The organism is Psychrobacter sp. NPDC077938 (genome assembly GCF_044542635.1).
Classification (GTDB): Bacteria; Pseudomonadota; Gammaproteobacteria; order Pseudomonadales; family Moraxellaceae; genus Psychrobacter.
Window position 1 is genome coordinate 488592 of the sequence record NZ_JBITUW010000002.1, and the last position, 25391, is coordinate 513982.

General features: G+C 43.6%; 17 protein-coding genes. 7 read left to right on the forward strand and 10 right to left on the reverse strand.

Annotated features, from left to right (window positions below):
• Positions 1-25: 25 nt before the first annotated feature.
• The 5 genes from ACIGBM_RS05525 to ACIGBM_RS05545 all read right to left on the reverse strand — a co-directional run bounded on the left by ACIGBM_RS05525 (position 26) and on the right by ACIGBM_RS05545 (position 7657).
• On the reverse strand, positions 26-820 hold the full coding sequence (locus ACIGBM_RS05525) for a siderophore-interacting protein (RefSeq protein ID WP_397477027.1): 795 nt from the start codon (positions 818-820) through the stop codon (positions 26-28).
• 16 nt (positions 821-836) lie between these two features.
• Positions 837-1280, reverse strand: coding sequence for a MarR family winged helix-turn-helix transcriptional regulator (locus ACIGBM_RS05530; RefSeq protein WP_397477028.1), 444 nt, complete (start codon positions 1278-1280; stop codon positions 837-839).
• Positions 1281-1660: 380 nt separating this feature from the next.
• On the reverse strand, positions 1661-3583 hold the full coding sequence (gene rpoD, locus ACIGBM_RS05535) for an RNA polymerase sigma factor RpoD (protein ID WP_191115137.1): 1923 nt from the start codon (positions 3581-3583) through the stop codon (positions 1661-1663).
• Between the two features lie 530 nt (positions 3584-4113).
• Positions 4114-6333: a DNA primase gene (locus ACIGBM_RS05540; protein WP_397477029.1), complete on the reverse strand. Its 2220-nt coding sequence runs from the start codon at positions 6331-6333 to the stop codon at positions 4114-4116.
• A 142-nt stretch (positions 6334-6475) separates the two neighbouring features.
• A complete protein-coding gene (locus ACIGBM_RS05545; RefSeq protein ID WP_101204786.1) occupies positions 6476-7657 on the reverse strand; it encodes an outer membrane protein assembly factor BamD in 1182 nt (393 codons plus the stop codon).
• 720 nt (positions 7658-8377) lie between these two features.
• On the opposite strand from ACIGBM_RS05545, the gene ACIGBM_RS05550 reads away from it, so the two are divergent.
• Entirely contained in the window at positions 8378-9643 is a 1266-nt protein-coding gene (locus tag ACIGBM_RS05550; protein ID WP_397477030.1) for an RluA family pseudouridine synthase, read from the forward strand.
• Between the two features lie 40 nt (positions 9644-9683).
• Positions 9684-10562 (forward strand): polyphenol oxidase family protein, encoded by an 879-nt coding sequence (locus ACIGBM_RS05555; protein WP_397477031.1) that lies wholly within the window; start codon positions 9684-9686, stop codon positions 10560-10562.
• 236 nt (positions 10563-10798) lie between these two features.
• Here ACIGBM_RS05555 and ACIGBM_RS05560 read toward each other — a convergent pair whose 3' ends face one another.
• Positions 10799-12052: a YeeE/YedE family protein gene (locus ACIGBM_RS05560; protein WP_397477032.1), complete on the reverse strand. Its 1254-nt coding sequence runs from the start codon at positions 12050-12052 to the stop codon at positions 10799-10801.
• A gap of 689 nt (positions 12053-12741) precedes the next feature.
• Here ACIGBM_RS05560 and ACIGBM_RS05565 point away from each other — a divergent pair.
• The 5 genes from ACIGBM_RS05565 to guaD all read left to right on the forward strand — a co-directional run bounded on the left by ACIGBM_RS05565 (position 12742) and on the right by guaD (position 21153).
• On the forward strand, positions 12742-13359 hold the full coding sequence (locus ACIGBM_RS05565; protein WP_397477033.1) for a flavodoxin family protein: 618 nt from the start codon (positions 12742-12744) through the stop codon (positions 13357-13359).
• Between the two features lie 916 nt (positions 13360-14275).
• Entirely contained in the window at positions 14276-15994 is a 1719-nt protein-coding gene (locus tag ACIGBM_RS05570; protein WP_397477034.1) for a xanthine dehydrogenase small subunit, read from the forward strand.
• A 95-nt stretch (positions 15995-16089) separates the two neighbouring features.
• Entirely contained in the window at positions 16090-18663 is a 2574-nt protein-coding gene (gene xdhB / locus ACIGBM_RS05575; RefSeq protein ID WP_397477035.1) for a xanthine dehydrogenase molybdopterin binding subunit, read from the forward strand.
• The gene (locus ACIGBM_RS05580) at positions 18656-19627 is read left to right on the forward strand and encodes an XdhC family protein (RefSeq protein WP_397477036.1); all 972 of its coding nucleotides are present in this window, start codon (positions 18656-18658) and stop codon (positions 19625-19627) included. Before xdhB ends, ACIGBM_RS05580 begins: the two co-directional genes overlap by 8 nt.
• A gap of 119 nt (positions 19628-19746) precedes the next feature.
• Positions 19747-21153 carry a guanine deaminase gene (gene guaD, locus ACIGBM_RS05585; protein WP_397477037.1) on the forward strand — a complete coding sequence of 469 codons (1407 nt, stop codon included), beginning with the start codon at positions 19747-19749 and terminating at the stop codon, positions 21151-21153.
• 126 nt (positions 21154-21279) lie between these two features.
• On the opposite strand, the gene ACIGBM_RS05590 is transcribed toward guaD, so the two are convergent.
• The 4 genes from ACIGBM_RS05590 to puuE all read right to left on the reverse strand — a co-directional run bounded on the left by ACIGBM_RS05590 (position 21280) and on the right by puuE (position 25335).
• A complete protein-coding gene (locus ACIGBM_RS05590; RefSeq protein WP_397477038.1) occupies positions 21280-22074 on the reverse strand; it encodes a DUF5020 family protein in 795 nt (264 codons plus the stop codon).
• A 499-nt stretch (positions 22075-22573) separates the two neighbouring features.
• The gene (locus tag ACIGBM_RS05595; protein ID WP_397477039.1) at positions 22574-23104 is read right to left on the reverse strand and encodes an ureidoglycolate lyase; all 531 of its coding nucleotides are present in this window, start codon (positions 23102-23104) and stop codon (positions 22574-22576) included.
• A complete protein-coding gene (alc, locus tag ACIGBM_RS05600) occupies positions 23104-24204 on the reverse strand; it encodes an allantoicase (protein ID WP_397477115.1) in 1101 nt (366 codons plus the stop codon). Before alc ends, ACIGBM_RS05595 begins: the two co-directional genes overlap by 1 nt.
• Before the next feature lie 150 nt (positions 24205-24354).
• On the reverse strand, positions 24355-25335 hold the full coding sequence (gene puuE / locus ACIGBM_RS05605) for an allantoinase PuuE (protein ID WP_397477040.1): 981 nt from the start codon (positions 25333-25335) through the stop codon (positions 24355-24357).
• Between the last annotated feature and the right edge of the window lie 56 nt (positions 25336-25391).

Below are 25391 nucleotides of genomic sequence, written 5' to 3' on the forward strand. Positions count from 1 at the left end.
TTTTCCTCTCATAAAGAGCGTTTAATTAGTCAGTGTTTTTTTCTGCCTGTCGATCGCTTACAGATTGGTCTTCTGCAACACCTGCTTTCCAGTAAGAAAAGGCATATAGTTCATCTTTAGACCACTGTTGCTCGACCTTTAGGTAATGACGAAGGGCTTTGACAGATGAGAATTCGCTAGCGATATAAGCAAAACGACTCTGCTCTGCAGTTGGCAAATCGAGAGATTTTACTGTGTCGATTAATTGGCTGCCTTGCGTTGGATCTGGGTTATGTAACCATGTCATGGTGATATTGGCTACTGCCGGCAATTCTTGCTCATCTTCTGTACCGTGCACTTCGATGATGCATTGACCAGTCGCACTGGCAGGCAAGCTTTCTAATATTGAGCCGAGCACTGGTATCGCTGTGGCATCGCCAATCAGTAGAAAATTATCTGCATCGGGACAAAGCGCTTTGGTTTTAGGCTTCATTAAGATACCAATCTCGTCGCCAACCTCAGCATGAGTGGCCCAGCCTGAAGCGGGTGCCTCATCACCATGAGCGACAAAATCAATCCAGATCTGTTGTTTTGCCACATCGGCGCCGCGATGAGTATAAGTGCGAACAACGAATGTAGTATTGTCATTTAGGTCAATTGGCTGAGCTTTATCGACAGGAATAAGTACTTTGTTATTTGCGCCAACCGTCATAGTCGCAATATTGGCAATAGTATCTGCTTGCCCTGTGAGGTATATACGGATGTAGTGCGGAGTAATCATTTGCTTGTGAGCAACGGTCATGATTTCACGCACTGGTTTTTGATTTATTGTATTATTCATATGGATCTGTCCTTACTTATTTATCGGTAGTCTTGCTGTTGCTAACGTTGTCTATCATGGTGCGACTGACACGGAAAAATAACGCAAGCTCTACGAGGCTTAAATCTTTCGTTAATTGCTGTCTTGTCCATTCTTCTGCTGCATCAAGTTTTGTCATAACTTCTTCGCCTTTAGGGGTCAGCTGTAGTAATTGGCTGCGACCATCAAGTGGGTTATCCGTCTTTAAAATTAGCTCAGCCGCCAATAGGTTATTTAAGGCACGAGTGATTTGCGCTTTGTCTCGCTGCATGTGTTTAGAGATAGATAGCGCAGTGCTATTCGGGTTGTAACAGACGCCTTTTAAGGTTCTGATATTGGTCACGGACAACTCCACACCTTGCTGGCGAATGCCTTCTAGCAATAGATTGGTATAGGTATGCATCAATTGATGTAGTGTTTCGCTCAATGAATTATTAGACATAAAGACCCTTTGATATAGTTGATAGAAGCAACTATATAGAATAAGGTTGATAGTGTCAACTATAAAGTGGTTTTTGAAGGAGAGTTGTATCTAAACTTGGATAATTTTGAATAAGAGAAGATAGTAGAAGGTAAAAAAATAGGGATGTATTGAACGAGGAGCGCTTGGGTTAAAGAGATTTATTATTAGGAGGCTTTGTAATTAAGGAGCTTTGTAATTAAACAGCTTTGCAATTAAAAAAATTGTAATTAACAAACGCTGTGATTAATAAATTCTAGAACTAAAAAAGCAGGCACAAAAAAAGCTGAGATATACTCAGCTTTTTTATTTTTGGCAACTATCTAAAACCTATTAGTTAGGCTCAGTATTTCTCTGAAAATTTAATCATTTTCAAGGAAAGAGCGCAAGTGTTCAGAACGTGATGGATGACGCAATTTACGCAATGCTTTTGCCTCAATCTGACGAATACGCTCACGCGTTACATCGAACTGCTTACCGACTTCTTCTAGAGTATGATCCGTTGGCATATCGATACCGAAACGCATTTTGAGGACACGTGCTTCACGCTCAGTCAGGTTGCCAAGTACATCACGCGTCGCTTCTTGTAGACCAGCAGCAGTCGCATCATCGACAGGGCTTGAAATTGTACCATCTTCGATGAAATCACCTAGGTGAGAATCTTCATCATCACCGATAGGGGTTTCCATAGAGATAGGCTCTTTGGCAATCTTCAGCACTTTACGGACTTTAACTTCGTCCATCTCTAAGCGTTCGCCTAATTCCTCAGGCGTTGGCTCGCGGCCCATTTCTTGTAGCAGTTGACGTGAGACACGGTTTATCTTGTTGATCGTCTCAATCATATGCACAGGGATACGGATGGTGCGCGCTTGGTCAGCGATAGAGCGAGTAATCGCCTGACGAATCCACCAAGTAGCATAGGTCGAGAACTTATAACCACGGCGATATTCAAACTTATCAACGGCTTTCATCAGACCGATGTTACCTTCTTGGATAAGATCCAAGAACTGTAGGCCACGGTTGGTATATTTTTTGGCGATAGAGATAACCAGACGTAGGTTAGCTTCAACCATTTCTTTTTTCGCGCGGCGAGCTTTTGCTTCACCAACAGCCATACGACGTGCCACATCTTTCATGTCGTGGATTTTCATGTCGAGCTGCTGTTCATAATCACGGATACGACGTTGAAGTAAAATGACGTCATCAGTGACTTTTTCTAGCGTACCAGCAAATGCAGGCTTACCTTTGATACGTTCAATCAACCAATCAACATTGGTTTCATTGCTAGGAAAGGTCTTACGGAACTCTTCACGCGGCATACGACCACGGCGAATCACCAAACGCATTATTTGACGTTCTTGCTTACGTACGTCGTCATAGACGTCATGCATGATAGCCATGACTTGGTCTGACAAGCGGTTATTTAGCTTTAGCATCATAAAGCGCTCAGCAAGTAGGGCATACGCTGTATCAGCCTGTACACTACCGCGGCCATAATCTAGCAATGCTTGCTTGGCTTTGATAAATAGATGTTCGATCTCTTCTAGACGTAAACGAACTTCTTCTGGATCAAGACCGCTGGTTTCTTCTTCAGCTTCGTCTTCAACATCATCTTCGTCTTCGTCGTCATCATCAAGCGCAGCTGCTTTCGCATTGACCTTGGCTTTGATAACCGGTGGATTTTCTTTTTCTTCTTTAATGCGCTCACGCTCTTCTTTCGCCGCTTCTTTTGCTTCTTGGGCAGCGATTTTGTCTTCTTCGGTTTCAGGGTCTAAGAAACCAGTGATGACGTCAGATAGCTTTTTTTCGCCATCTTGTACTTTTTGATACTCGTCAAGGACAAATTGTACGGTACCAGGCCAGTAAGACATAGCATGCTGCACATCACGAATACCTTCTTCGATACGCTTCGCAATGGCAATCTCGCCTTCGCGAGTTAGTAGGTCAACCGTACCCATTTCACGCATATACATACGTACAGGGTCAGTGGTACGACCAGGCTCAGTTTCAACAGAGGCAAGTACTGCCGCTGCCTCATCTGCTGCCATATCATCATCACTTGAATCATCGTTCATCAAGATGTCATCGGCATCAGGAGCTGATTCAAAGATTTTGATACCGACATCGGTCAGCATTTGCACAATGTCTTCGATCTGATCGCTTTCGGTAATAGAGTCGGGCAGCTGGTCATTCACCTCAGCATAGGTAAGATACCCTTGCTCTTTGCCCATTTGGATTAAGGTGGCCAGTTGAGATGTGGACTTAGAAACTGACTTATCGTTCATAAATACTCGCTTACTTGCATCGGACATTTTTATATTGTGACTCGCTATCGCTCGCTCTTTGCGTTGATCTTATCAATCGATTGATCAAAATATGGCGTAGAGGTTGTCAATAATATCAAAAATGAGTTGATATGAATAAAGGCTCAAAACACTACAATAACAATGCTGATAAACAGCTAAAAATTAGAAAAGCTCAAAAGACTTCAATATGGTACTTAAAAAAATACAGTACTTAAAATTTAATACTCAAAAATAGTATCTAAAAGCTGATACGTAAAAATAATACCTAAAATTTGTGCTTAACGATGCATGCTCACAATCATTCACCAAGCAGTGCTGTCAATATACAGCGACACAGTTTAACACAGACCACAGTGGTCAAGCACGAGCTAGTGATAGCTACCGACCATTTTTTACTGATTATTTGCCATCAGCTAAATGATTTGGGAGCGACTCATGCTACTGGGCATAATCATTAGTAGTGGGGGCAGCTGCTAGACTTTTAAAGGGTCAACATTTGAAATTAAACATTAAGACTGTACAGTGACCATCTGTGCCGATTGCTCTGCCTGCTGTGCGCGTAGCCAATCATTCAATAATTGGGTTTGTTTACGGACGATCGCAAGCTTAATATGATCTGGGTTCTGTATCAGCTCTTGTATTTTTTTCTTCATGTTGCGCTCAAGCAGCTGACTGACTAGCTCTTCGATTAGGCCATCAAGCCCCAAAATATTACGTGCAGTTAGCGCTTTATAGAAGCCGCCCCAATTACGGCTGAGCATGTCTTGGGTCGCAGGTTTTACGTTCGATAAAATAAAATGCGCCGCTGCATTGACATCTTTTGGTAGGTAATTAAGACAGCGCTTGATGGTGCTTACGATGTCTAGCAGGGCGGCATCTTGCAAGTCTTCCCAAGCAAGAGGACGCAGAGTATCAGGCGATGCTTTTTGTTTGATATGAGCAGGTAGATGTAAGCCATTAATCCCTGATTGTTGCCAAATAGACTCAATAGGGTCGTCAATTAACGCGCGCGGCTGAAACAAAAAGCAAAGCTGCAATTGCTGACTGATGGTCATATCACCATCAAAGTCTAGCAGCGCATCTTTGGCCTCGACATTTTGACTGCGTTTACCGCCAAGCTTTTGATAAACGTCATTGTTGAGCAAATAGCGAAAGCTACTGCCTTTGGGTAAAGCAGTCGTCAGCGAGCGTACTTGAGACATGAGCTTGGCTTTGCCTTCAGCCAGACTCATGTCATAACGCTCACTCAAATACGCAAAAATATACTGTGATAGCGGCATGGCATTAGCGATTTGCTCACGCATGGCACCGCTGCCCTGACTCTTAATAAAAGTATCAGGATCATGATTGTTAGGCAGGGTTAAAAACCGCAGCTCTTTGTCATCGGCCAATACAGGCAGAGCAACTTCAAGTGTACGCCAAGCGGCTTTTTGGCCTGCACTATCTCCATCAAAGCTCAAGGTAAGCGTTGGATTGAGTGTCAGTAGACGCGATATTTGGCTTTCATTAATTGCTGTACCCATCGAGGCGATTGCCCCATAGATACCTGCTTGATACAGGGCGATCACATCCATATAGCCTTCGACCACCAGCCAACTGTCTGCACGCTGCTGACGTGATTCATAATAGCCATACAGTACATGCTGTTTATGAAAGACGGGCGAGTCTGAGGAGTTGATATATTTAGGCTTTACTTCGTCATCGAGCGCTCGACCGCCAAAACCAATAGTGCGGCCTCGGTTATCACGAATTGGGAAGATGACTCGGTCGCGCAATAGATCGTAGTCGCGGCCAGACTCTGACTGACGTACCAATCCTAAGGCTTTTAGACCCTCAATATCCTGCGGAAATTGATGCTCAAGATGCTGCCAGCCAAATGGCGCATAGCCCAGACCAAAGGTCTCAAAGATGTCTTCGGTGATACCGCGTGATAAAAAGTAGTGCTTGGCATGGGGATGCGTGGTCAAATTGTGCTGATAGAACTGCTGGATTTGCTCTAGTAGCTCATATAGATTGCCATCTTTATCATCGCTTTGTTCAATACCATGAGTGTCCTGCATACCAGTGCTAGCATCCGTATCTGTCAACCATGCTGGCGGATAGCCACTGTCGTCTGCATGGTTTGGCAAATACGGCTCGGAGGAATACGAGTCCATCGAATAGGACGCTGAATCATACGCCTCTAACGGTGGAAAATTCTCATAGCCCTGATTGTCATCGTAACTGGGCTGGTCTATGTAGTTTTGGTCACTTTGGGCAACATTGTTTTGATGATTGTCTTGATAAATGTCTTGACGATTATTTCGATAGTTGTCTTGGTCTGCACCGTCTTGATTTACTTTGCTGTGTTCTATCGTTGGACTAGGTACATTGTGAACTGGCGGCGGTGCAATAGGTTTGGGTGCGCGACGTTGATAACTAACGTTTTGCTGTTCTTCTTTCGGTACTTCGATGCCTGTTTGTTTTGATAGTTCATTGACCGCTTCAATGAATGTCAAATTCTCATAATCACGCAAAAAACTGATGGCATTGCCACCGACGCTACAGCCAAAGCAGTGATAGATGTTTTTTTGTGGATTGACATAAAAAGAAGGCGATTTTTCACCGTGAAAAGGGCAGCAGCCTTTATATTCACTACCAGCGCGTTTAAGCGTGGTGTGTTTACCAATGATGCTGATCAGGTCAGCTTGGCTATTGAGTTGTTCAAGAATATGGTTAGGAATGCTCATACAAAAAACAGTTTACCATAGGTCGATTATGTTGGGGCAGAGGTAATAAGGTACTGCTAGAAAAATAAGGCCAACATAATGTTGACCTTATTATCAATGAATACAGACTGTGTTAGCTAGGCTAAGAAGAGACTTAACGTAATCAATTATTATCCATATCACTCACACTGTCGTCATTTAGCGTAGTGCGACGTGTTGGATTGGTATTTAGTGGATCGACGTTGGCTTCTCGTGCAGTTGAGCCAGTACTTGATTGACTGGTCACGCGCTCAGCTGACGCTTCAGGCAGACCTAAGCCTACGCTAATACCATTACGTGCAGCAGTATTATTGGCGACTGGAGTATTAGCAGGCGTCGTATTTGTCCCTGCTAGTCTCAACTGGGCAGCATTACGAATCATTTGTGTCTTGGTTGCGCCGTTATACTCGCCAGATGCGACTGATTTGTCAGTTGTGTTCGAACGACCAAGCTTGCCAAAGGTAATCTTATTGAGCCAAGTACGGTCACGTTTGGTGCTTAATTTCACACTACCGTTGCTGGTCAACATTTCTGGATAGTTGATCTGCAACAGCGTTTTGTACTCATTGGCCAAATCGGTTAGACCAAGTTTTTCATGGCTATAGGCTAGTACCGCAAGAGCATCTGGCGTTGACTCACTCAGCGGGTAGTACTGGAATACCCATTTGGCACGGTTAACTGCTGCTACATAAGCTTCACGCTCGATATACCAATTGGCTGCACTCATTTCGCTCTCAGCAAACTGGTTATAGATGAACGTCATACGTTGAGCGGCATCTGGTGCATAAGGGCTGTTTGGATATTTATTGATAAGCTCTTGGAAGTTGGCAAAGGCAATACGCAAATACGCGGTATCACGCTCAGCTTGGTTCAGTTTAAATAGCTTTAGGCTCTCAGATGAACCTTCCATATTGGCAACACCGCGCACATAGTAGGCGTAGCTGACTTGTGGGTTAGACGGGTAGAGACGGATAAACTGCTCAGCACTTGCTGCTGCCATTTCATACTTGTCGCCTTCGTATTGTGCATACATCATGTCAAGCAAGGCTTGCTCAGCGTACTGTCCGGTTGGGTAGAATGTACGCAGATTGGTCAGCTCTTCGATACCTTGGATATAGTGACCTTTGTCAATCTGATTGACGGCCTCGTTATAATACCCTTGCTCTGATTTTTCAGCTGTTTCTACTGCCTCACCATCTTTGGCGCCAGTTAGATTTTTGAAAGTCTGGCAACCCACTAGATTGACGCTAAGCGCCAGTAGGGTTATTGAGGACAGTTTGATAAACGTATTGCCAACAGCTTGCATACTTCTTCTCCGACACAAGACGCATAATAGCAGCGGCGCTATCATGCTATATAAAAGGTTAGTGATAAAAAACGACGCTAAATAGTCAGCGATCCACTAGCAAAAATTTTTTATCGAATGCAGTTTTTGTTATGACGTATTGTACTGATAGATTGGGTCTGATACATAGTGCTTGTATAGTAAGCCTGTCATAGACCACATGCATTTAATCATAGTCAAACGGTTTAAATGGCAAACACGATCAACAAAACCCCATGCTATTTTCATACTGTATCTAAATACGGCATTCGCATACAGTGCCATAGCATACAGCAAAACATGGCTATACTTTATAGAATAACATTTGCTACGTCTATTTTTTCGCCATCTATATTGTATAGGCAGTTTAACATGAGCGGCTGTCACGAGCGATATCGAATGTCGCTAGCATGAGTAAATATACAGTAAATTACAGCAATGTCATGTTCTAGAGAGTTAAGCGATGCATCTTACAGCCCAAAGGTATGCTCAAAAATTCACAGATAGCATGCAGCTTCTATAGGGCTTATGCGTGCGACATGATACACTAGAGCGGTATTGTCTTCGCTTTTTTGTACCTTGAAGGTTGTTATCTGCTATTTATAGGCGAAACACGATAATCAAAAAACGACAATTTTTTATACTGCTATTTATAATACTATCTTCGAAGTCACCTCACAAAACACTGTCAGGGACTTTGCCATGTATCAATCCGCTATGAATAATGATGCCATGACTACCAATTTATCACCGAATCAATCGCTAGATACTGATTCATCAGCACAAGAGTCACCAATGCCAAATGATGTTTTGAACAATAATGAGCTACCTGATAATCAACCAGTAATAAATGAGCAAGTGCATGATGATGCGTTTGATAATGAAGAGTTGCTCATCGATGATGGTAATGGTCTGAACGATAGTGACATTGATGATAATGATATTGATGACAGCGATATGGACGGCGACGACGATGAAGCCCCAGTAGCGGGTCAAGCTGTACCAGTGATTGTAGACATGACGCATGTGGTCACAGAAGATCAAGCTGGTCTGCGTATTGATAAGGTCGCCTCACAAGCGTTTTCAGACTTTTCGCGTGTGCAACTACAAAACTGGATCACTGACGGCAGTCTGCTCTATAACGGCAGTGTCCAAAAACCGAAAGTCCGTGTCAAAGCAGATGACGTATTGCATCTATCAACGACGTTACAGCAGCATGGCGAAGACCAACCAGAAAACATAGATATCGATGTTGTCTATGAAGATGATGACGTATTAGTAATCAATAAACCTGTCGGTATGGTGGTTCACCCAGGCGCGGGTAATCAAAATGGCACTTTGGTCAATGCATTGCTATATCATTATCCTCAGCAGCATCATTTACCGCGTGCAGGTCTCGTGCACCGTATTGATAAAGACACCTCTGGATTGCTATTGATTGGCAAAACCAAACCTGCTCAGATGGCACTGATGGAACAGCTAAAAGACAAGTCTGTTTATCGTCACTATAAGTGTGTGGTGGCAGGGGACCAAGCAAGTTTATCTCGTCATCGTCGTATCGATGCACCGATTGGTCGACATCGCAATCAGCGTACTAAAATGACGGTGATGACCGCTGGCCGTGAAGCGGTAACGCATCTATTAAATGTCACACCATTGAACGAAAATTACTGTCTGCTAGATGTTGGACTTGAGACTGGACGTACGCATCAAATTCGTGTGCATCTAAGTCACATTACTTATCCACTAGTCGGCGACCGTGTCTATGGTGGCCGTCGTCAGTTGCGCTCTGGATTGACAGAAGCTCAGCGCCAAGCTATCAATAATTTCCCACGCCAAGCATTGCATGCCTATACGTTAGGATTTGTGCATCCGACGACAGGTGAGGATATTGAAGTCACGACGCCACTACCTGAAGACATGCAAAAACTGATGGCCGTACTAAGCGACGGTTATTATGAAGAGTAAACGCTAACGTTTACTAGATAAGAGGTGAGAGCGAGCAGCCATGACGAACACGTTCCCGATGACAATGATTGCGCAAATTGATAATGTGGCTGTTTTTCAGACGGCTGCTTTTGCATTTGATAATATTGATGACTCTGCTGCTAAAAACCAGCGTACAGGGTATGCGGGTCAGTCAAATTACGGTGAGCTGAATTTAGGTCTGCATGTCAATGATAATGCACTGCAAGTATTAGATAACCGCATGAATCTATTAGCTGCTATCAATGAGCAACTGACAGATAAGTCTGCACAAAATGAGCAGCATGCGGCTATTAATCGCTTACATTGGGTCAGTCAGGTTCATGGCAAACATATTCATGATGTCGATGCTACTACGCTGAATATGGCGCCAATGTCTGCTGATGCGATGGTCAGTCAACAAAGTGGTCGCGGTCTGGCAATCATGACGGCGGACTGTGTGCCTATCGTATTATATCAGCCAACCAGTGGAAAAATCGCAGCGATTCATGCAGGCTGGCAAGGATTGGCCTGCGGTGTGATACAAGAGACTGTTAGTCGCTTTACTGATTCAGGCCCTATACAAGCTTGGATAGGAGTGTGTATCAGTCAGGAAAATTATGAAGTAAATGTAGACGTTCGCGATAAGTTATTGGCTGGGTGTATAGTCAACCAGACGTTGCCAGAGACGCATATCGATAACTTTGTTTCGCTATTTTCTATATCGTCTCATAATGACAAAATAAAGTTGGATTTACCGAAGCTTGCTGCCATGCAGTTAGAAGCTGCTGGTGCTACAGTTGTGAATGATTTACCTGTTGACTGTAGTTACGCAGATACTCACTATTACTCGTATCGCCGCCAGACTCATATGCAGCAAGCTGCCACAGGTCGGATGGCACTGGTCATCGTTCGTCGTTAGCAGCTTTATAGTCAGCGAACTACTAAACCGCTACGGTGTTACCCTCCCTAGATGTACTATATGTACAATCTACGGTCGGCTGCCTTGTAGCTGTTTTAGATTTCTTTGACTATATAATAATGAGTAGTGGCAAGGAAGTGATAAACAATAAAAAAACAGCAGATTATTCTGCTGTTTTTTTTGTTTGAGTACTAAGTTTGTACTAACACAAGGTCTGTATTAACAAAAAATCTGTATTAACAAACGGAGTCGCTAGATTTTGGTACTGATAAGCCAAATAGAGGACGTAAATATAGTGCCAAGAACGTACCTGCCATTGCCAGTATGCCCCAGATATAGCCATGTAAGCTAAAAGAAGCGATACCACCGAAGTAAGCGCCAATATTACAACCGAACGCGAGACGTGCACCGTACCCCATCATCAATCCGCCGATGACTGACGCTGCAAAGTTACCTGCAGTAATCTTAGTAAACTTGAACAAGCCACCCGCAGCAGATGCGATAAACGCGCCAATGATAATACCGATATTTAATACAGTGGTCGAATCTGCAAATATAGAAGCTTCAAGCGCTGCTGCATTGCCCCCTTGCCAGTAGCCCCAGCTAGCCACATCCATACCAAAGCCGCTTGCAATTTTAGAGCCCCACAATGTGAATGCTGACGTAATGCCCCACGGTTGACCACGTGTAAGCAATGTCAGACCGTTAAGTAAAGCTAAGACGATTGCGGCAGCAAATAGCGGCCAAGAACCACGAAAGATTCGTTTCCAACCAGACTCAGAAGGTACAGGTGCCATCTTCGGTGCGTTTCTTTTTTTCTCAACGATTAACGTCACCCATGCGATAATGCCGAATATAGCAAGCGACACCAGCCACGCTCCTGTATAGCCAAGACCTGTAGAGGTTGCCAAAGAGAAAGGCGCATAAGCGGGCATTTCTTCTGTCCAGAATGGCAAATGATAAGCACCAATCGTGGCGCCCACTATGAAGAAAATAAAGGTGATGAACATAACAGAGCGTCCACCGCCTACCGCATAGAGCGTACCAGAGGCACAGCCGCCACCAAGTTGCATGCCGATACCAAATACAAATGCGCCTACGACTAGACTGACCCCTAATGGCGCGACATAACCTGCGACAGGACCGCCAAATAGCGTCGTGCCATAAGCAAGGATTGGCGCAAATAGCGTGACAGCAACTGCCAACATTAGCATGTGTGAGCGCATCGCCTGACCGTTGCCCACTGCCATCATACGTCTAAAAGCAGAGGTAAAGCCAAAGCGGGCATGAAAAAGGGTATAGCCTAACAAAAGACCTATGCCAAGTAGCAATGATTGAGAAATATGTTGAGTGGCTAATAGATACGCAAGCACCATCAATCCTACGATGCCACCACCCATAATCAAGGGTTTTTGCGGTGCATTTAGGGCCAGATCATCTCTAATGATAGGATCTTTCGTATCATTTACAGGTTGAACGAGAGTAGTCAAGGTAATAGCTTCCTTATCCGATGATGTTATCAGATATCATTTTTATAAGAATTTATATGAGTATAGTTACGCAGGTTTGCAGAATTGGAAACTGTATTTCTGTTAATTTGGTTTAGCAGTAACAAGCGTTACATCATAATCCTATTGTTATTAATGTAAATACGGAGAGATTAGAAAAAATAGAATTAGTATATGAGGATATGGAATAAATAAATTGCTGTATATATTATTTGATATTAATAGTTTCCTATAGTGCTAATAATCATAGGTTTATCAGTTATTAGGAAGTTGTTTGTGTCACATTATCAGTTAATGCGACTGACCCATTTATATAAAATTTATTAAAAATATATGTGCTCTGATTAGTCAGACTTTAATAAATAACTTAAAAACGAAAATACGTCTGATACAATGGGCTTGAATTCAATGGAGTTCATCGCATATATACTGGTATGTATATGCTGACGTATAAAGACTATGCGATTGCTCCATCACCATTGATGTTTATGCCAGTTAAATTGACTCAAAGAAGCGTTGCTTGATTCTGTTATATCGCCTGATAGTTCGAAAGTTTGAGCTATCGATAAGTACTTATCAGTGAAAGTGAGGCCACTAACTGTCGGCTGTGGCTAAGTATCCAATATTTTATAAGTTTTATATTCAACCAATTATTTATTATTAGAGTACGTATGAATACACCTGCTAAATCGTCTAACACCTCTACATCTACTGATAATGCGCCTAATGTCTCAATCGCCGTTATCTTCCATAGTAATTATGGTCATACCAAGCGTGTCGCTGAGGCGATAGTACAAGGTGCGCATCAGCAATTGCCAGAAGCGCAAGCCAAGGCTGTCGATGTTTATGATGTTGATTGGGATTATTTAGATCAGGCAGATTTGCTGGTTTTCGGTAGTGCAGTGTATATGGGCAGTGTGACGGCTGAATTTAAAACCTTTATGGATGAGACTTCTAAGCGTTGGTATCATCGTAAGTGGGAGGGTAAATGGGCAGCAGCGTTTGCCAATTCGGGCGGCCTGAGCGGTGATAAACTTGCTGTATTGCAGCAGATTTCTCTATATGCGATGCAACATGGTATGAACTGGATTGGTCTGCCATTGATGCCGACAGGTCATAAGGCTCACGACTTAAACCGTCTGTCTAGCTTTTTGGGTTTGATGACTCAATCGCTTGATGGGCCACCTGAAGAGACACCAGGTTCGGGTGATATTGATACTGCTATTTGGTTTGGTGATCATCTGGCCAAAACGATTATTAAGCATCAACCAGCTGATGCTAAGCTCTAAAAAAAGCTAGAAACGACAGAGCAATCAAATAAAAAAGCAGACATTATCAATGTCTGCTTTTTTTGTGCCAATTTTTATCGAGCGATAAGTGCTATTAAGCGCTAGGATTTTCATGGAGCAACAAGCTTAGTAGGGGCGGGCTTCACGGGGATAGGACTGTCAACGAATTGAAATGATTGACAACCTCCTAAAAGCATCGTTGCTATTAGCAAATAGGTAAAGGCAAATGACTTCATAGTAATATCTCAAAAACGATTTTAGCCCAACGATATGTCACGATTACTTATCATTAGAAGTCACAACAGTGAAGAGTCAGGCTTATTTGCAGACATTATATATAAAAATCAGCTGTTCATAGCAGTTTAAAGGCGATATATGTATTCGATATTGTTTTTACGCAGACTATCTCGCTATTTAGAGTATGGCTTATCTAATACTTCGTTTGATTTGTCATGTATAAAATTAAAGCTATTTATAAAAATAACGTCTGGTATTAAGTAGCTGAGCAATCAATAAAGTCTACAAAACGTGTAAGTATTTCCTTAGATTGAAGTTATTCGCCAAATATTTACCAACTATTCGATAGTATCTATAGGCATTTTAACGGGTTGTGTTATAAATAAGAATAGTGATAATATGTTGAAAGCTGACCAAATAGTCAAGTATCCTATAGTACGATTTTTCTAACAAAATTGTTCGATGATTGCTGATATTTGCAACCGATTTACCTGATATAAAAAGTGCGCTGTCCTAGATTCTTTGGTCTCTTAAGAATGTGTTAGCGAATAAAACAGAATAACCGTACTTGAACGGTTGCAGCATGATGTAAACCAAGTGCTTACGTTCAGCATTTAAGCCGTTAAATTCCTTAAGCCTTATGCTTATCTTCATTATTTTATTTTAGCCGAGTCTTGCTATGATTAGTTTTTACTTAAATGGGAAACGCCACGAGCTAACCCAGCTTAACCCTAATACGACGGTGCTTGAGTATCTACGATTGCATGAAGGCCAAACGGATACGAAGGAAGGCTGTGGTAGTGGTGATTGCGGTGCCTGTACTGTGATGGTTCAGCGCCTGCCTAACGCTAGCCAGCAAGTGCTTAATGATGAAAATGGCGACGAAAAAAATGCTACGCCACCGTTCTATACAGTCAACTCTTGCATTACGCTAGTGTCGCTTATGGATGGTCATCATCTGATGACGGCTTCTTATTTAGCAGATAATCCAGAACATCACCCAGAACGTGCTTTGCTGCATCCAGCACAGCAAGCGATGGTTGAATGTCACGGATCGCAGTGCGGTTTTTGTACACCTGGGTTTGTGATGTCGCTGGCTTGTGTTTACGAAAACAATCGTATGCAGACAAGTCAAGAGACAGCAAGTCAGAACGATGCCAAGCAACTAAGCTATGATGAAGTGGTTGCTTCAATCTCTGGCAACCTATGTCGCTGTACAGGTTATCGACCGATTATCGAGGCGGGCCTATTGATGAGCGATATCGGTCAGCAGAGAGAGGCGGAGCAGTCAGCGGTGAAAGACCTGACTATCAGTCTAGCCACAGACGCGATGCGTAGTACAAAAGAATCAGCAGTATCTGAAAACGTGCTAGATAACGTCGAATTAAAGAATGAAGAGTCGAAAGCGATTGCCCCTGTAATCAGTGATGCTGGGCGACAATTATATATGCCCAAGTCACTAGATGAGCTTAACCAAGTATTAGCGGCCTATCCGCAGGCAACGATTTGGGCAGGCGGTACGGATTTGGGATTGAGTGTAACCCAGCATTTGGTTGATCACGAGGTCATTATCCAGCTTTCAGGTATTGAGGCACTAAAATCATGGTCATTACTTGACGCAAAGTCTGACTCAAGCAATGAAGGGTTAGATAACGAGCAAGCTCCTAGCCAATCACTAGTATTAGGTGCTGGCATGAGCTATCAGCAGATGTTGCCTGTGCTTGAGCAGTATTTTCCAAGTTTTGCGCAAGTATTTGAGCGTATTGCTTCTCCGCAAATTCGTAATATGGGCACCATCGGTGGCAATATAGCCAACGCGTCGCCGATTGGTGATTTACCACCGATTTTATTGGCGTTAGATGCGTCAATTCATCTGCGTCATTGCGCGCCTAATCATGAAGAATCAGGTAACGATTTAGATAATAGTGATTCGGTTTATACGGATGAGATTATACCTTTATCAGAATTTTTCTTAGATTATAAAAAGACCAAACTGCAAGCAGGCAGTTACGTAGTCGCTATCCATATTCCTCTGATGCATGACAATCAGCACTTATTTATTCATAAAATTAGCAAACGTTATGAGGATGATATTTCAGCGTGTCTATTGGCTGCGCGAATCGATGTATCAGCAGATGGCATGACGATAGAGAATGCAAAGCTTGGACTTGGTGGTATGGCTGCCATACCGTTATTAGCCACAACCTGTCAGCAAGCGCTCATTGGGCAAGCGGCTGAAGTTGCGAGTTTTGAGCAAGCAGCACAAGTCTTGTCTGCAGACGTTACGCCTATGACTGATGTCAGAGCCAGCCGTGAATATCGCTCACATGTGGTACAGCGTCTGCTAGTGAAGTGCGGTAAGCAGTTGGTAGCAGGTAGACAGACTGAGACTGCTTAACTAGCAGAATTGTTGTTTGCTAATACCGCCTTATCGTTATATTTGCCAAGAATAACAGAGCATTAATCAAAGCGTCCTAATAGAAGAGATCCGCCATGAGCCATCATTCGTCCTTATTTGACAGTTATAGTATCCGCCGCGTGCGTCCGCCAAAAAATAAAATTGGTACCTCGGCTAAGCATGATAGTGCGATTAGTCATGTCATGGGGACGGCGACTTATGTGGATGATATTGCAAAACCGCAAGGCACGCTACATCTGGCAGTAGGTAAAAGCAGCCATGCTCATGCACGTGTACTGAGTATGGATTTAAGCGCTGTTAGAGATGCGGATGGGGTGGTAGATGTCTTAAGTTTTAAAGATTTGCCTGCGCAGACGGATATCGGTGCGGTATTCGACGGTGAGCCACTGATGGTGGATGACATCACAGAGTATGTGGGTCAGACGTTATTTGTAGTAGTAGCGAGCAGTCATCGCGCTGCCAAAAAAGCGGCTACCAAGGCAGTGGTAGAATATGAGCCATTGCCAGCAGTACTTAGTATTGATAAAGCATTAGAGCAAGAGTTATTTGTGCGTCCGAGTCACTTTATGAAGCGTGGTGACGCGGCGACTGCGCTTGAGAACGCACCGATTCGCATTGAAGGTCATATTCATATGCGCGGGCAAGAGCACTTTTATCTCGAAGGCCAAGTGTCTTATGTGGTGCCTTGTGATGATGGCGGGCTAGAGGTGTACACGTCGTCACAGCATCCAAGCGAAGTACAGCAGCTGGTCGCCGAAGTGACAGACTTGCCATTTCATGCGGTAAACACAGTCGTGCGCCGTATGGGTGGCGGGTTTGGTGGTAAAGAAACGCAAGCCGCTGCTTGGGCGTGTCTATGCGGTATCATCGCCAAACGCCATAATGTCCCTGTCAGTATGCGTCTAGATCGTCAAGATGACATGGTGGTGACGGGTAAGCGTCATGAGTTTGCCAACCGTTATGAGGTTGGTTTAGACGAGTCTGGGCGTATATTGGGCGTCGATATGCAGCTGGCTGGTTTGTGTGGCTATGCGCCAGATTTGTCTGATGCCATCGTTGATAGAGCGATGTTCCACTGTGATAATGCCTATTACTATCCAGCTGCTCATGTAGCAGGGCATCGCTGCAAAACGCATACTGTATCCAATACTGCCTATCGAGGATTTGGTGGTCCACAAGGTCTGATGACTGCTGAATATATGATGGATCATATTGCCTATACGATGGGGCAAGATCCATTACAAGTACGCTTGGCAAACTTATATCAAGATGGTCAAAGTACGCATTACGGTCAGACGATTGAGCATTTTGATTTAGCGACTATCATGACCAAGTTGGCAGACGATTGCGATTATGACAATCGCCGTCAACAAATTCTAGAAGCCAATCAAAAAGCTGCCGCTGAAGGCAGTGATAAGCGCTTAGGGCTTGCTCTAACGCCAGTAAAATTCGGTATTTCATTTACGGTGCAGACGCTTAATCAGGCAGGTGCATTGGTACATATTTATACTGATGGCAGTATCCATCTCAATCATGGTGGTACGGAGATGGGACAAGGGCTATATATCAAAATTGCCCAAATTGTTGCCAATGAATTTGATGTTGATCTGGACACGGTTAAGGTGTCAGCGACACGTACCGACAAAGTGCCTAATACTTCACCAACTGCCGCGTCATCAGGTACAGACATTAATGGTAAGGCAGCACAGAACGCTTGTCTAAGCATTAAAGCGCGCATACTTGAATTTGCTGCTGAGCACTTCGACGTAGCACAAGAAGACATACGTTTTGAAAAAAATCATGTCTATATCGGTGATAAAGAAACGCTGACTTTTGCTGAAATGATTCAACTGTCGTACCAAAACCGTATTAGTCTATCATCTACTGGCTACTATAAAACGCCTAAAATATTTTATGATCGCTCTAAAGCATGGGGACGTCCGTTCTTCTACTTTGCCTTGGGTGCAGCTTGTGCTGAGGTTGAGATTGATACGTTGACAGGTGAGTATAAAGTACTACGCTGTGACGTGTTACATGATGCAGGACAATCGATCAACCCTGCCATTGATATTGGGCAGATTGAAGGGGGTTTTGTGCAAGGCATGGGTTGGCTCACGGCAGAAGAGCTGATTTGGAATGACAAAGGAAAGCTGGCATCCGACAGTCCTGCCAATTATAAAATCCCAACTGCCCATGACTTACCTAAGCAGTGGAATGTCAAACTGTACGATCGCAAAAACGAAGAACAAACGATTTATAACTCTAAAGCCGTTGGCGAGCCGCCGTTTATGCTGGCAGCCAGCGTTTGGTGCGCACTCAATAATGCAGTCGCGAGCCTTGGTGACTATAAAAATAATCCAGAGCTGACCATGCCTGCGACGCCAGAAGCGGTATTAAAAGCAGTCATGCGCATGCAAGGTACGTCGTGGGATTTAGAAACTAAAGCAGATACAGATACGGTTGATAGCTTAGTCAAAGGTGCAGAAGAGAACAGTGACCTTTACAACGAAAAAGCAATGCCACAAGACGTACGTCACGCTAAAGACATCGACCCATTGGAGGTGGTTGGCAAACAAACCGATGATCAGCCTAATGCGATAGAGCATCCGAATGTAGCAGGGGCAAGAGGTCCTGCGCACAGTGAATGAGTCGTTAGCACCGCCAGTCGTCTGGTATGAAGGTCTAGCGCGATATCAGCAGCAAGGCATTGCTCACGTATTGGCGACGGTCGTGGCTGTGAATGGATCTGCTCCTCGAGCGCTACAGGCAAAAATGATTGTCACGCAAGATAGTATCGTGGATACGCTAGGCGGCGGCGGTCTAGAGCACGACGTTGTCAATACGGCACGGCAGCTATTGAATGGTGAAATAGCGGCAACGGTATCAAAAGAAGTAAAACCAAAAGTCGCTGAAACTGACGGTAAAAGCACGTTAATACCTTCTAAAGCAGTGCGCCGTGATGCTGTCTACACCAAGCACTACCCGCTAGGTGCGAAATTGGCACAGTGTTGCGGCGGTAGCGTCACCGTTATGTTCGAATGCTTCAATGTAACGCCGCCGATGTCAGTACTAGTGTTTGGTGCAGGGCATGTAGCATCAGCGCTAATGACCATCCTCGCTGAGCTACCTTGTCAGGTAGATTGGGTGGACAGTCGCCCAGAGATGTTTAAGCGTTACTTAGTTGATGAATCTACTACTAATCAATCCAAACTTTATAACTTACCAGCGCATATCCGTCCGCATATCGATGATGAGCCTGTAGATTTTGTGCGCCCATTTATCGAGCAGGGTGGTCAGCGTTTTATTCTGGTTATGACTCATGACCATAGTGTTGATTTTGAGTTAGTGCGGGCGGCATTAGATACTATTTATGATACTAGCTCGTCTGAGGATCAATGTTCAGATATTTCAGCACCTTACATAGGCTGCATTGCCTCGGCAACCAAAGCCAAGCGTTTTAGAGATCGCTTGATGCAGCGTGGCTACAGTGAGCAACTGGTCAATCAGTTGGTCATGCCAATCGGATTGCAAGTTGGTGGGAAAGAGCCGATGGCGGTGGCGGTTTCTATCGTGGCACAGCTCTTACAGCAGTATCATCAAGCTATTTCTTGAACGGTTCACTCCATAACGGTTCACTCCATATAACTTTTATACTTTTTATCAAATTATTAAAGCGCTCAGTACTATTTATTAAAACGCTCAGGACTACCAAGCCATTGTGAGATCTACGAATGACCCTACATATTTATCAAGCTCGACTGCTGCACTACTTGACCGAAAGCGATCGTACTGAGCGTGCAACCTCTGATCATTCACAGACATTAGCTGTGGAACGAGACATTACGTTACTACCAGTGATTGAAGGTGTACAGGCGTATCCTGAATATATCGCTGATGGTGCGCTTGTCGTAGATGATGTGACAGGGTGCGTTGTAGAGTATGGGCATAACGAGACAATATTAGCGAAATATAATAATACCTCTGAGCAAATAGGCCAGTTAGTAGTCAAAGTACATGACTATCGCGACAAACTTGTTATGCCAGGTTTTATTGATACTCATGTGCATTATCCGCAAATAGATATGATTGCTGCTTACGGTGAACAATTACTTGATTGGCTTAATAATTATACTTTCGTCACCGAAGCCAATTTTGGCGATCCAAAAGTAGCACATGACACAGCGCAGTTCTTTTTAAATCAGCTGCTGGCCAATGGTACAACGAGCGCCATGGTATTTTCTACCAGTCACCCTGAATCAGTGAACGCATTTTTTACGGAAAGTCATAAGCTTAACACCCGCATGATCACAGGTAATGTCTTGATGGACCAAAATGCGCCTGATAACTTGTGTGTGCCTGCTGAGCAAGGCATTCGAGATACCCAAAACATCATTGATAATTGGCATGAGCGCGGTCGCCAACATGTGGCTATTACGCCAAGATTTGCTATTACTTCGACACCCAAGCAACTACAAATGGCAGGTGAGCTGTATGCCAGTTACGAGAGTGTTTATCTGCAGACGCATCTAGCAGAAAATCATGATGAAATTGCCTTTGTAAAACAATTGTATCCCAATCATAAAGGCTATCTTGATGTCTATGATACGATGGGATTATTGGGTCGACGTACCACCTTGGCACATGGTATTCACCTTGAAATATCTGAGTATGAGCGTCTGCGTGCGACTGGTACGCAGATATCACACTGTCCGACGTCCAATCTGTTTCTGGGTAGTGGGCTGTTCGATTTACCCAAGACGTTAAGTTATACCGGTGTCAGTATCGCCACCGACGTTGGAGCAGGTACAAGTCTATCGATGCTGACGACTCTGTCAGAAGCGTATAAAATCCAACAACTACAAAGCAATCAGCTATCAGCTCACCAAGGGCTATATCAAATTACGTTGGGTAATGCCCAGTCGCTATTATTGGACAATAAAATCGGTAACTTTATGCCCAATAAAGAAGCAGATTTTGTGGTGATCGATATGGGTGCAACGGCATTGCTTGAGCGGCGTATGGCGCAGACTAAGACACTTGAAGAGCAGTTGTTTGTACTAATGATGCTAGGCGATGATAGAGTAATTGATCAGACGGTAATCGCAGGCGTGAGTCGCTATCGTAAATCAACTTTATAGGTGTAAATAAACGCTGTACCTAAATCTGAAAATAAGTGAGACTTCTTTCAGATATAAAAAATAAACCCTTGTTCCTATATAGTTGGAACAAGGGTTTATTTCTGCCAAGAGAGTTTTTATTAGACATTAAAAATGGAACTTTACCAATGCACTAGGGGAGTTTTGATTCACGCCATCAACACCGTATTTATTTTTCCAATAGCTATACTCCATACCGACTTCTAAACGGTTATCAATACCGAGCACTTCTTGTAAGTTGTATTTAATTTGCGGATTGATATGAATATTATCTTCAATATCATCATTATTAAATGAATAATCAATAAAGCCGTCTACGACAAAATTATTGCGTTCCCAACCATAGGTTAAGGTAATTTGCTGATCATCGTCAGTATTGTCGTTAAAAGCATGATATAGAGTAGCCGACGCAAACGTCGTACCTGGAATAGGCACATTGAGATCTGCACCAATACCAACCAAATAATTATCTTGGTCAAAGCCCGTACTGTTCGAACCAAATTCATAAGTAGCGGCTAAATTAACCTGCTTGATAAAACTGTCATTAAAAGTTGCTATTTTGAATGTAGGAGACAGCTCGCCATAAGTTTCTCTAAATCTATTGTTTTCAATGTCATCGGCACCTTGGTTTCGATCGACAAAGAAGAACACGCCGCCCCAGTCATGCGCAGAAGCATGCTCTAATGTAACGGTCGTCAGCTCTCCGTCTTCTACAAGTTCATAGTCATTACCGTAAAGTACGGAGACACTCGTATCAGTAAAGAAGGTCTTAGCATGGATGTTCGACATGCTACCTAAAGCAGCGATAGCAACAGCTGCCATCGACAATGGTTTGAGTAAAGCTAGCTTTTGGCTAGATGATTTGGTATGACAGGATAAGCTCGTTAATAAATCAAAACGCAAAATATGACCCCTTTATGTACAATTGATTGTTGATTGCCCCAAAACTGCATCGTTATTATCTGCTAGTAAACAAACTATTAATCCAATGCTCGTTAGACAACGGTTGATTGATAGCGCTTAAATGCTTACTACTAAAGAGCATTCAATAACTGTGCCACAAATGACCTAGAGAGCTGTCATCTACAGAGTCGTATAACTTTTAGTCTTATTAACCACTAATTAGGGTAGAAATAAGCAAAATAGTCTTTAACTGTTCTCAAATGATAGAGCCAATTTCCGTGCATTTATATATATGTGGCAAACAATGTTTTTCGAAGTATCAGATCCGCCATAAAAGCACCAAAATGGATATCTATGTGCCCCAAATTGGGTCGTCTGACAGGCTTTAATCAATTGATAGGCATATGATTTAATAACTCGATGAACATAAAAAAGCCAGCTAATAGACATTAGCTGGCGTTAAGTTTGTACATGTTGGATGCGACTATTTTCTATTCAATTAACTGCATTCATCTTCTACCTCAATAGACACACGCCAATCCGTGATATCAATCTCATGACAATTATTACCCTCACCATTGATACGATCAATAACTAAGAAATCACTGTCACGGCCAAGAGCGAGTAGAGGGTGATGCCAGACATTAGCGTCGTACTGTACACCTTGATGAGATTTTGCATAAAACACGGCTAGGTCATCAGGCGACTGCGGCGGCACACCAGCTTTAGCGACGACGACTATATAGTCTTGGCCTTCCATAGATACAAATGCTTGTGTTCCAAGCGGATGGTATTCCATGACCGAGAGCGCAATCGGATTCTCACGTTTTTTGGCTCGAAAGATACTCATGCCAACTGAACCACCGTCTAGTTTACTTTCGGCAAGTTCATGATGACGAACCGCATAGCCATTATTGATTTCATAAGTATTGTCAGCCGTTTGCTCATTATCACTATAGCGCTCGATAACCGAGCCGTAAGGGGCAAAGTTTGCCTTGGTTAAAGGCTTAGCTGTTAAAGTGACACTCATTATTTAGCCTCTTTACTATCAACATCAGTACCAGTGTCAATATTAGCCTCAGCAATTTTGCCATACACGCGTACACGGCTAATGCCACCATCTGGGAAAATATTGACCCGAATATGGGTGATAGGCTGGCCTATCTTAAGCTTATCTTTACTAAAAGTATGAACGTCGTCAGCATTGGTTTTTTGCGGCTCAAGCAAGGTCTCCCAAAACATACTCTGAGTCACTAAAGTTTGCTCTGGTGTATTTGGTGAGTAGACGGCTTGGATCGAGACTTTATCAGGGTAATTGCCTTTAAAATGGGCAGTATCTATCTCGATAGCGTCAACGATACCTGCTTGACCTAGTGCGATGATGCACCAGTCATTGCCTGGCTCACGGCGACGACGAGTCTCCCAACCATCACCCATGTTAGGCGCTTTAGTTGGTAGTAGTAAATTACTAGCCGCACCAAAGTGCGCATCGTTACTGGCAATGGCACGACCACCATTTAATGCGCCCGCTAAGTCAAGTGTCTCATCTTGTGTATTTAGGCTCGCATCAAGTTGAATATCACCATAGACACGTAGTCGGGCAACGCCGCCATCTGGATAAATGTTTAAACGAATATGGGTGACCGTTTGCTCATGATCAATCTCGACAAGCTCATGATTGTGACCTTGAAGCGGGGTCATACCCACTAGTGCCTGCCAGTTTTTATTGTCCCAATCTTCTTTGCTTAGACTAGTAAGTTCAGCTTCATCTTGCTGCAGTAGCTCGGGCGCGTATAAAGCATCGACACTGGCGGAAGATGGAAAATTACCCGTAAAGTGACTGGTATCAATATCGAGACCAGAAATTTTGGTTGGGCGAGCAAGCTGGATAACTAAATAATCGTAACCCAAGTGGCGCTTGCGACGAGTTTCCCAGCCGTCCATCCACTTACCGTTGTCATCGAACTTACCCACGACAAATATAGGTGCATCAGGATTTAGAATACGGCTTTTATCCGCAAAGAAGTCATCGGTAGCGAATAGTGATTTTGCACCCAAGCGACTGTCAGCGACGTTTGATTTCTTGGTAAACGCTGGCAGGGTATCAGGTAGATTGTTTGCGGAAATAATTTGTCCAACTTCTGAAGTGTTTTGACTCACAATGATTCCTTTTTTAATAATGGTGTTTATTAATAACGTATGTATTATTTTATATATTAATCTATGCTAATTCGCACTCGCTCAGCTAAGCAGAACGGATACTAGGACGATAGACTGAGCTTACATCCAGTTAGCCGTGTTGTCCGGCGCGGCAGGATGGTTTTCGTACCAGTGCTTGGCGATATCATCACGGCGGCATATCCATACGTCAGGCTTAGCGGTGATATATTGCAAAAACTGCTTTAGCGCTTTGATGCGTCCTGCACGTCCGATAATGCGACAATGCAGCCCAATGGTTAGCATTTTAGGAGTGTGTGCGCCTTCTTCGTATAAGGTGTCAAAGCTGTCTTTGAGATATTGATAAAATGGTTCAGCGTGGGTGAATCCTGGGCTAGAAGAAAAACGCATGTCATTGGTCTCGAGGCTATAAGGTATGACCAAATGCGGCTTGCGCGTGATCAGATTGCCATCTTGGACCTTTACATTGAGCCAATATGGTAACTCATCACCGTACGAGTCAGAGTCATAGGTATAGCCACCTTGTTCAGCGACCAGTTCACGAGTATTTGGACTATCGCGTCCTGTATACCAGCCGAGAGGTTGACCACCGAGCATACGTTTAAATATCTGGGTGGCACAGTGAATGTGTTCGCGCTCCGTCTCACGGTACATATCCTGATAAGTGATCCAGCGTAGACCATGACTGGCAATCTCATGACCGTCTTCTAATACACGCTCGATAATATGCGGGGTTTTTTCAGCAGCGGCGGCACAGGTAAACGTGGTGATTGGCACGCCATATTCTTTAAAGACATCTAGCACACGCCATACACCGACACGGCTACCGTATTCGAATGCAGACTCGATAGACTGGTGACGGTTGTTAAATTCTGGTGTGCCTAAGATATCAGACAAAAAACGCTCTGATTGACCATCGCCATGGATGACGCTATTTTCTGCACCTTCTTCGATGTTTAATACAAACTGTACGGCGATTTTTGCGCCGCCTGGCCAGTTCGCTTTCGGTGGATTGCCAGCATAGCCTTTTAGGTCACGAGGGTATGTGCTCAGATCAAAGTCACTGGTAATTTTTTTGCTCATTATTTATATTCCTATATCGCTTAGAGCCTTAGATATTTGTTTAAATATTGCTCGTA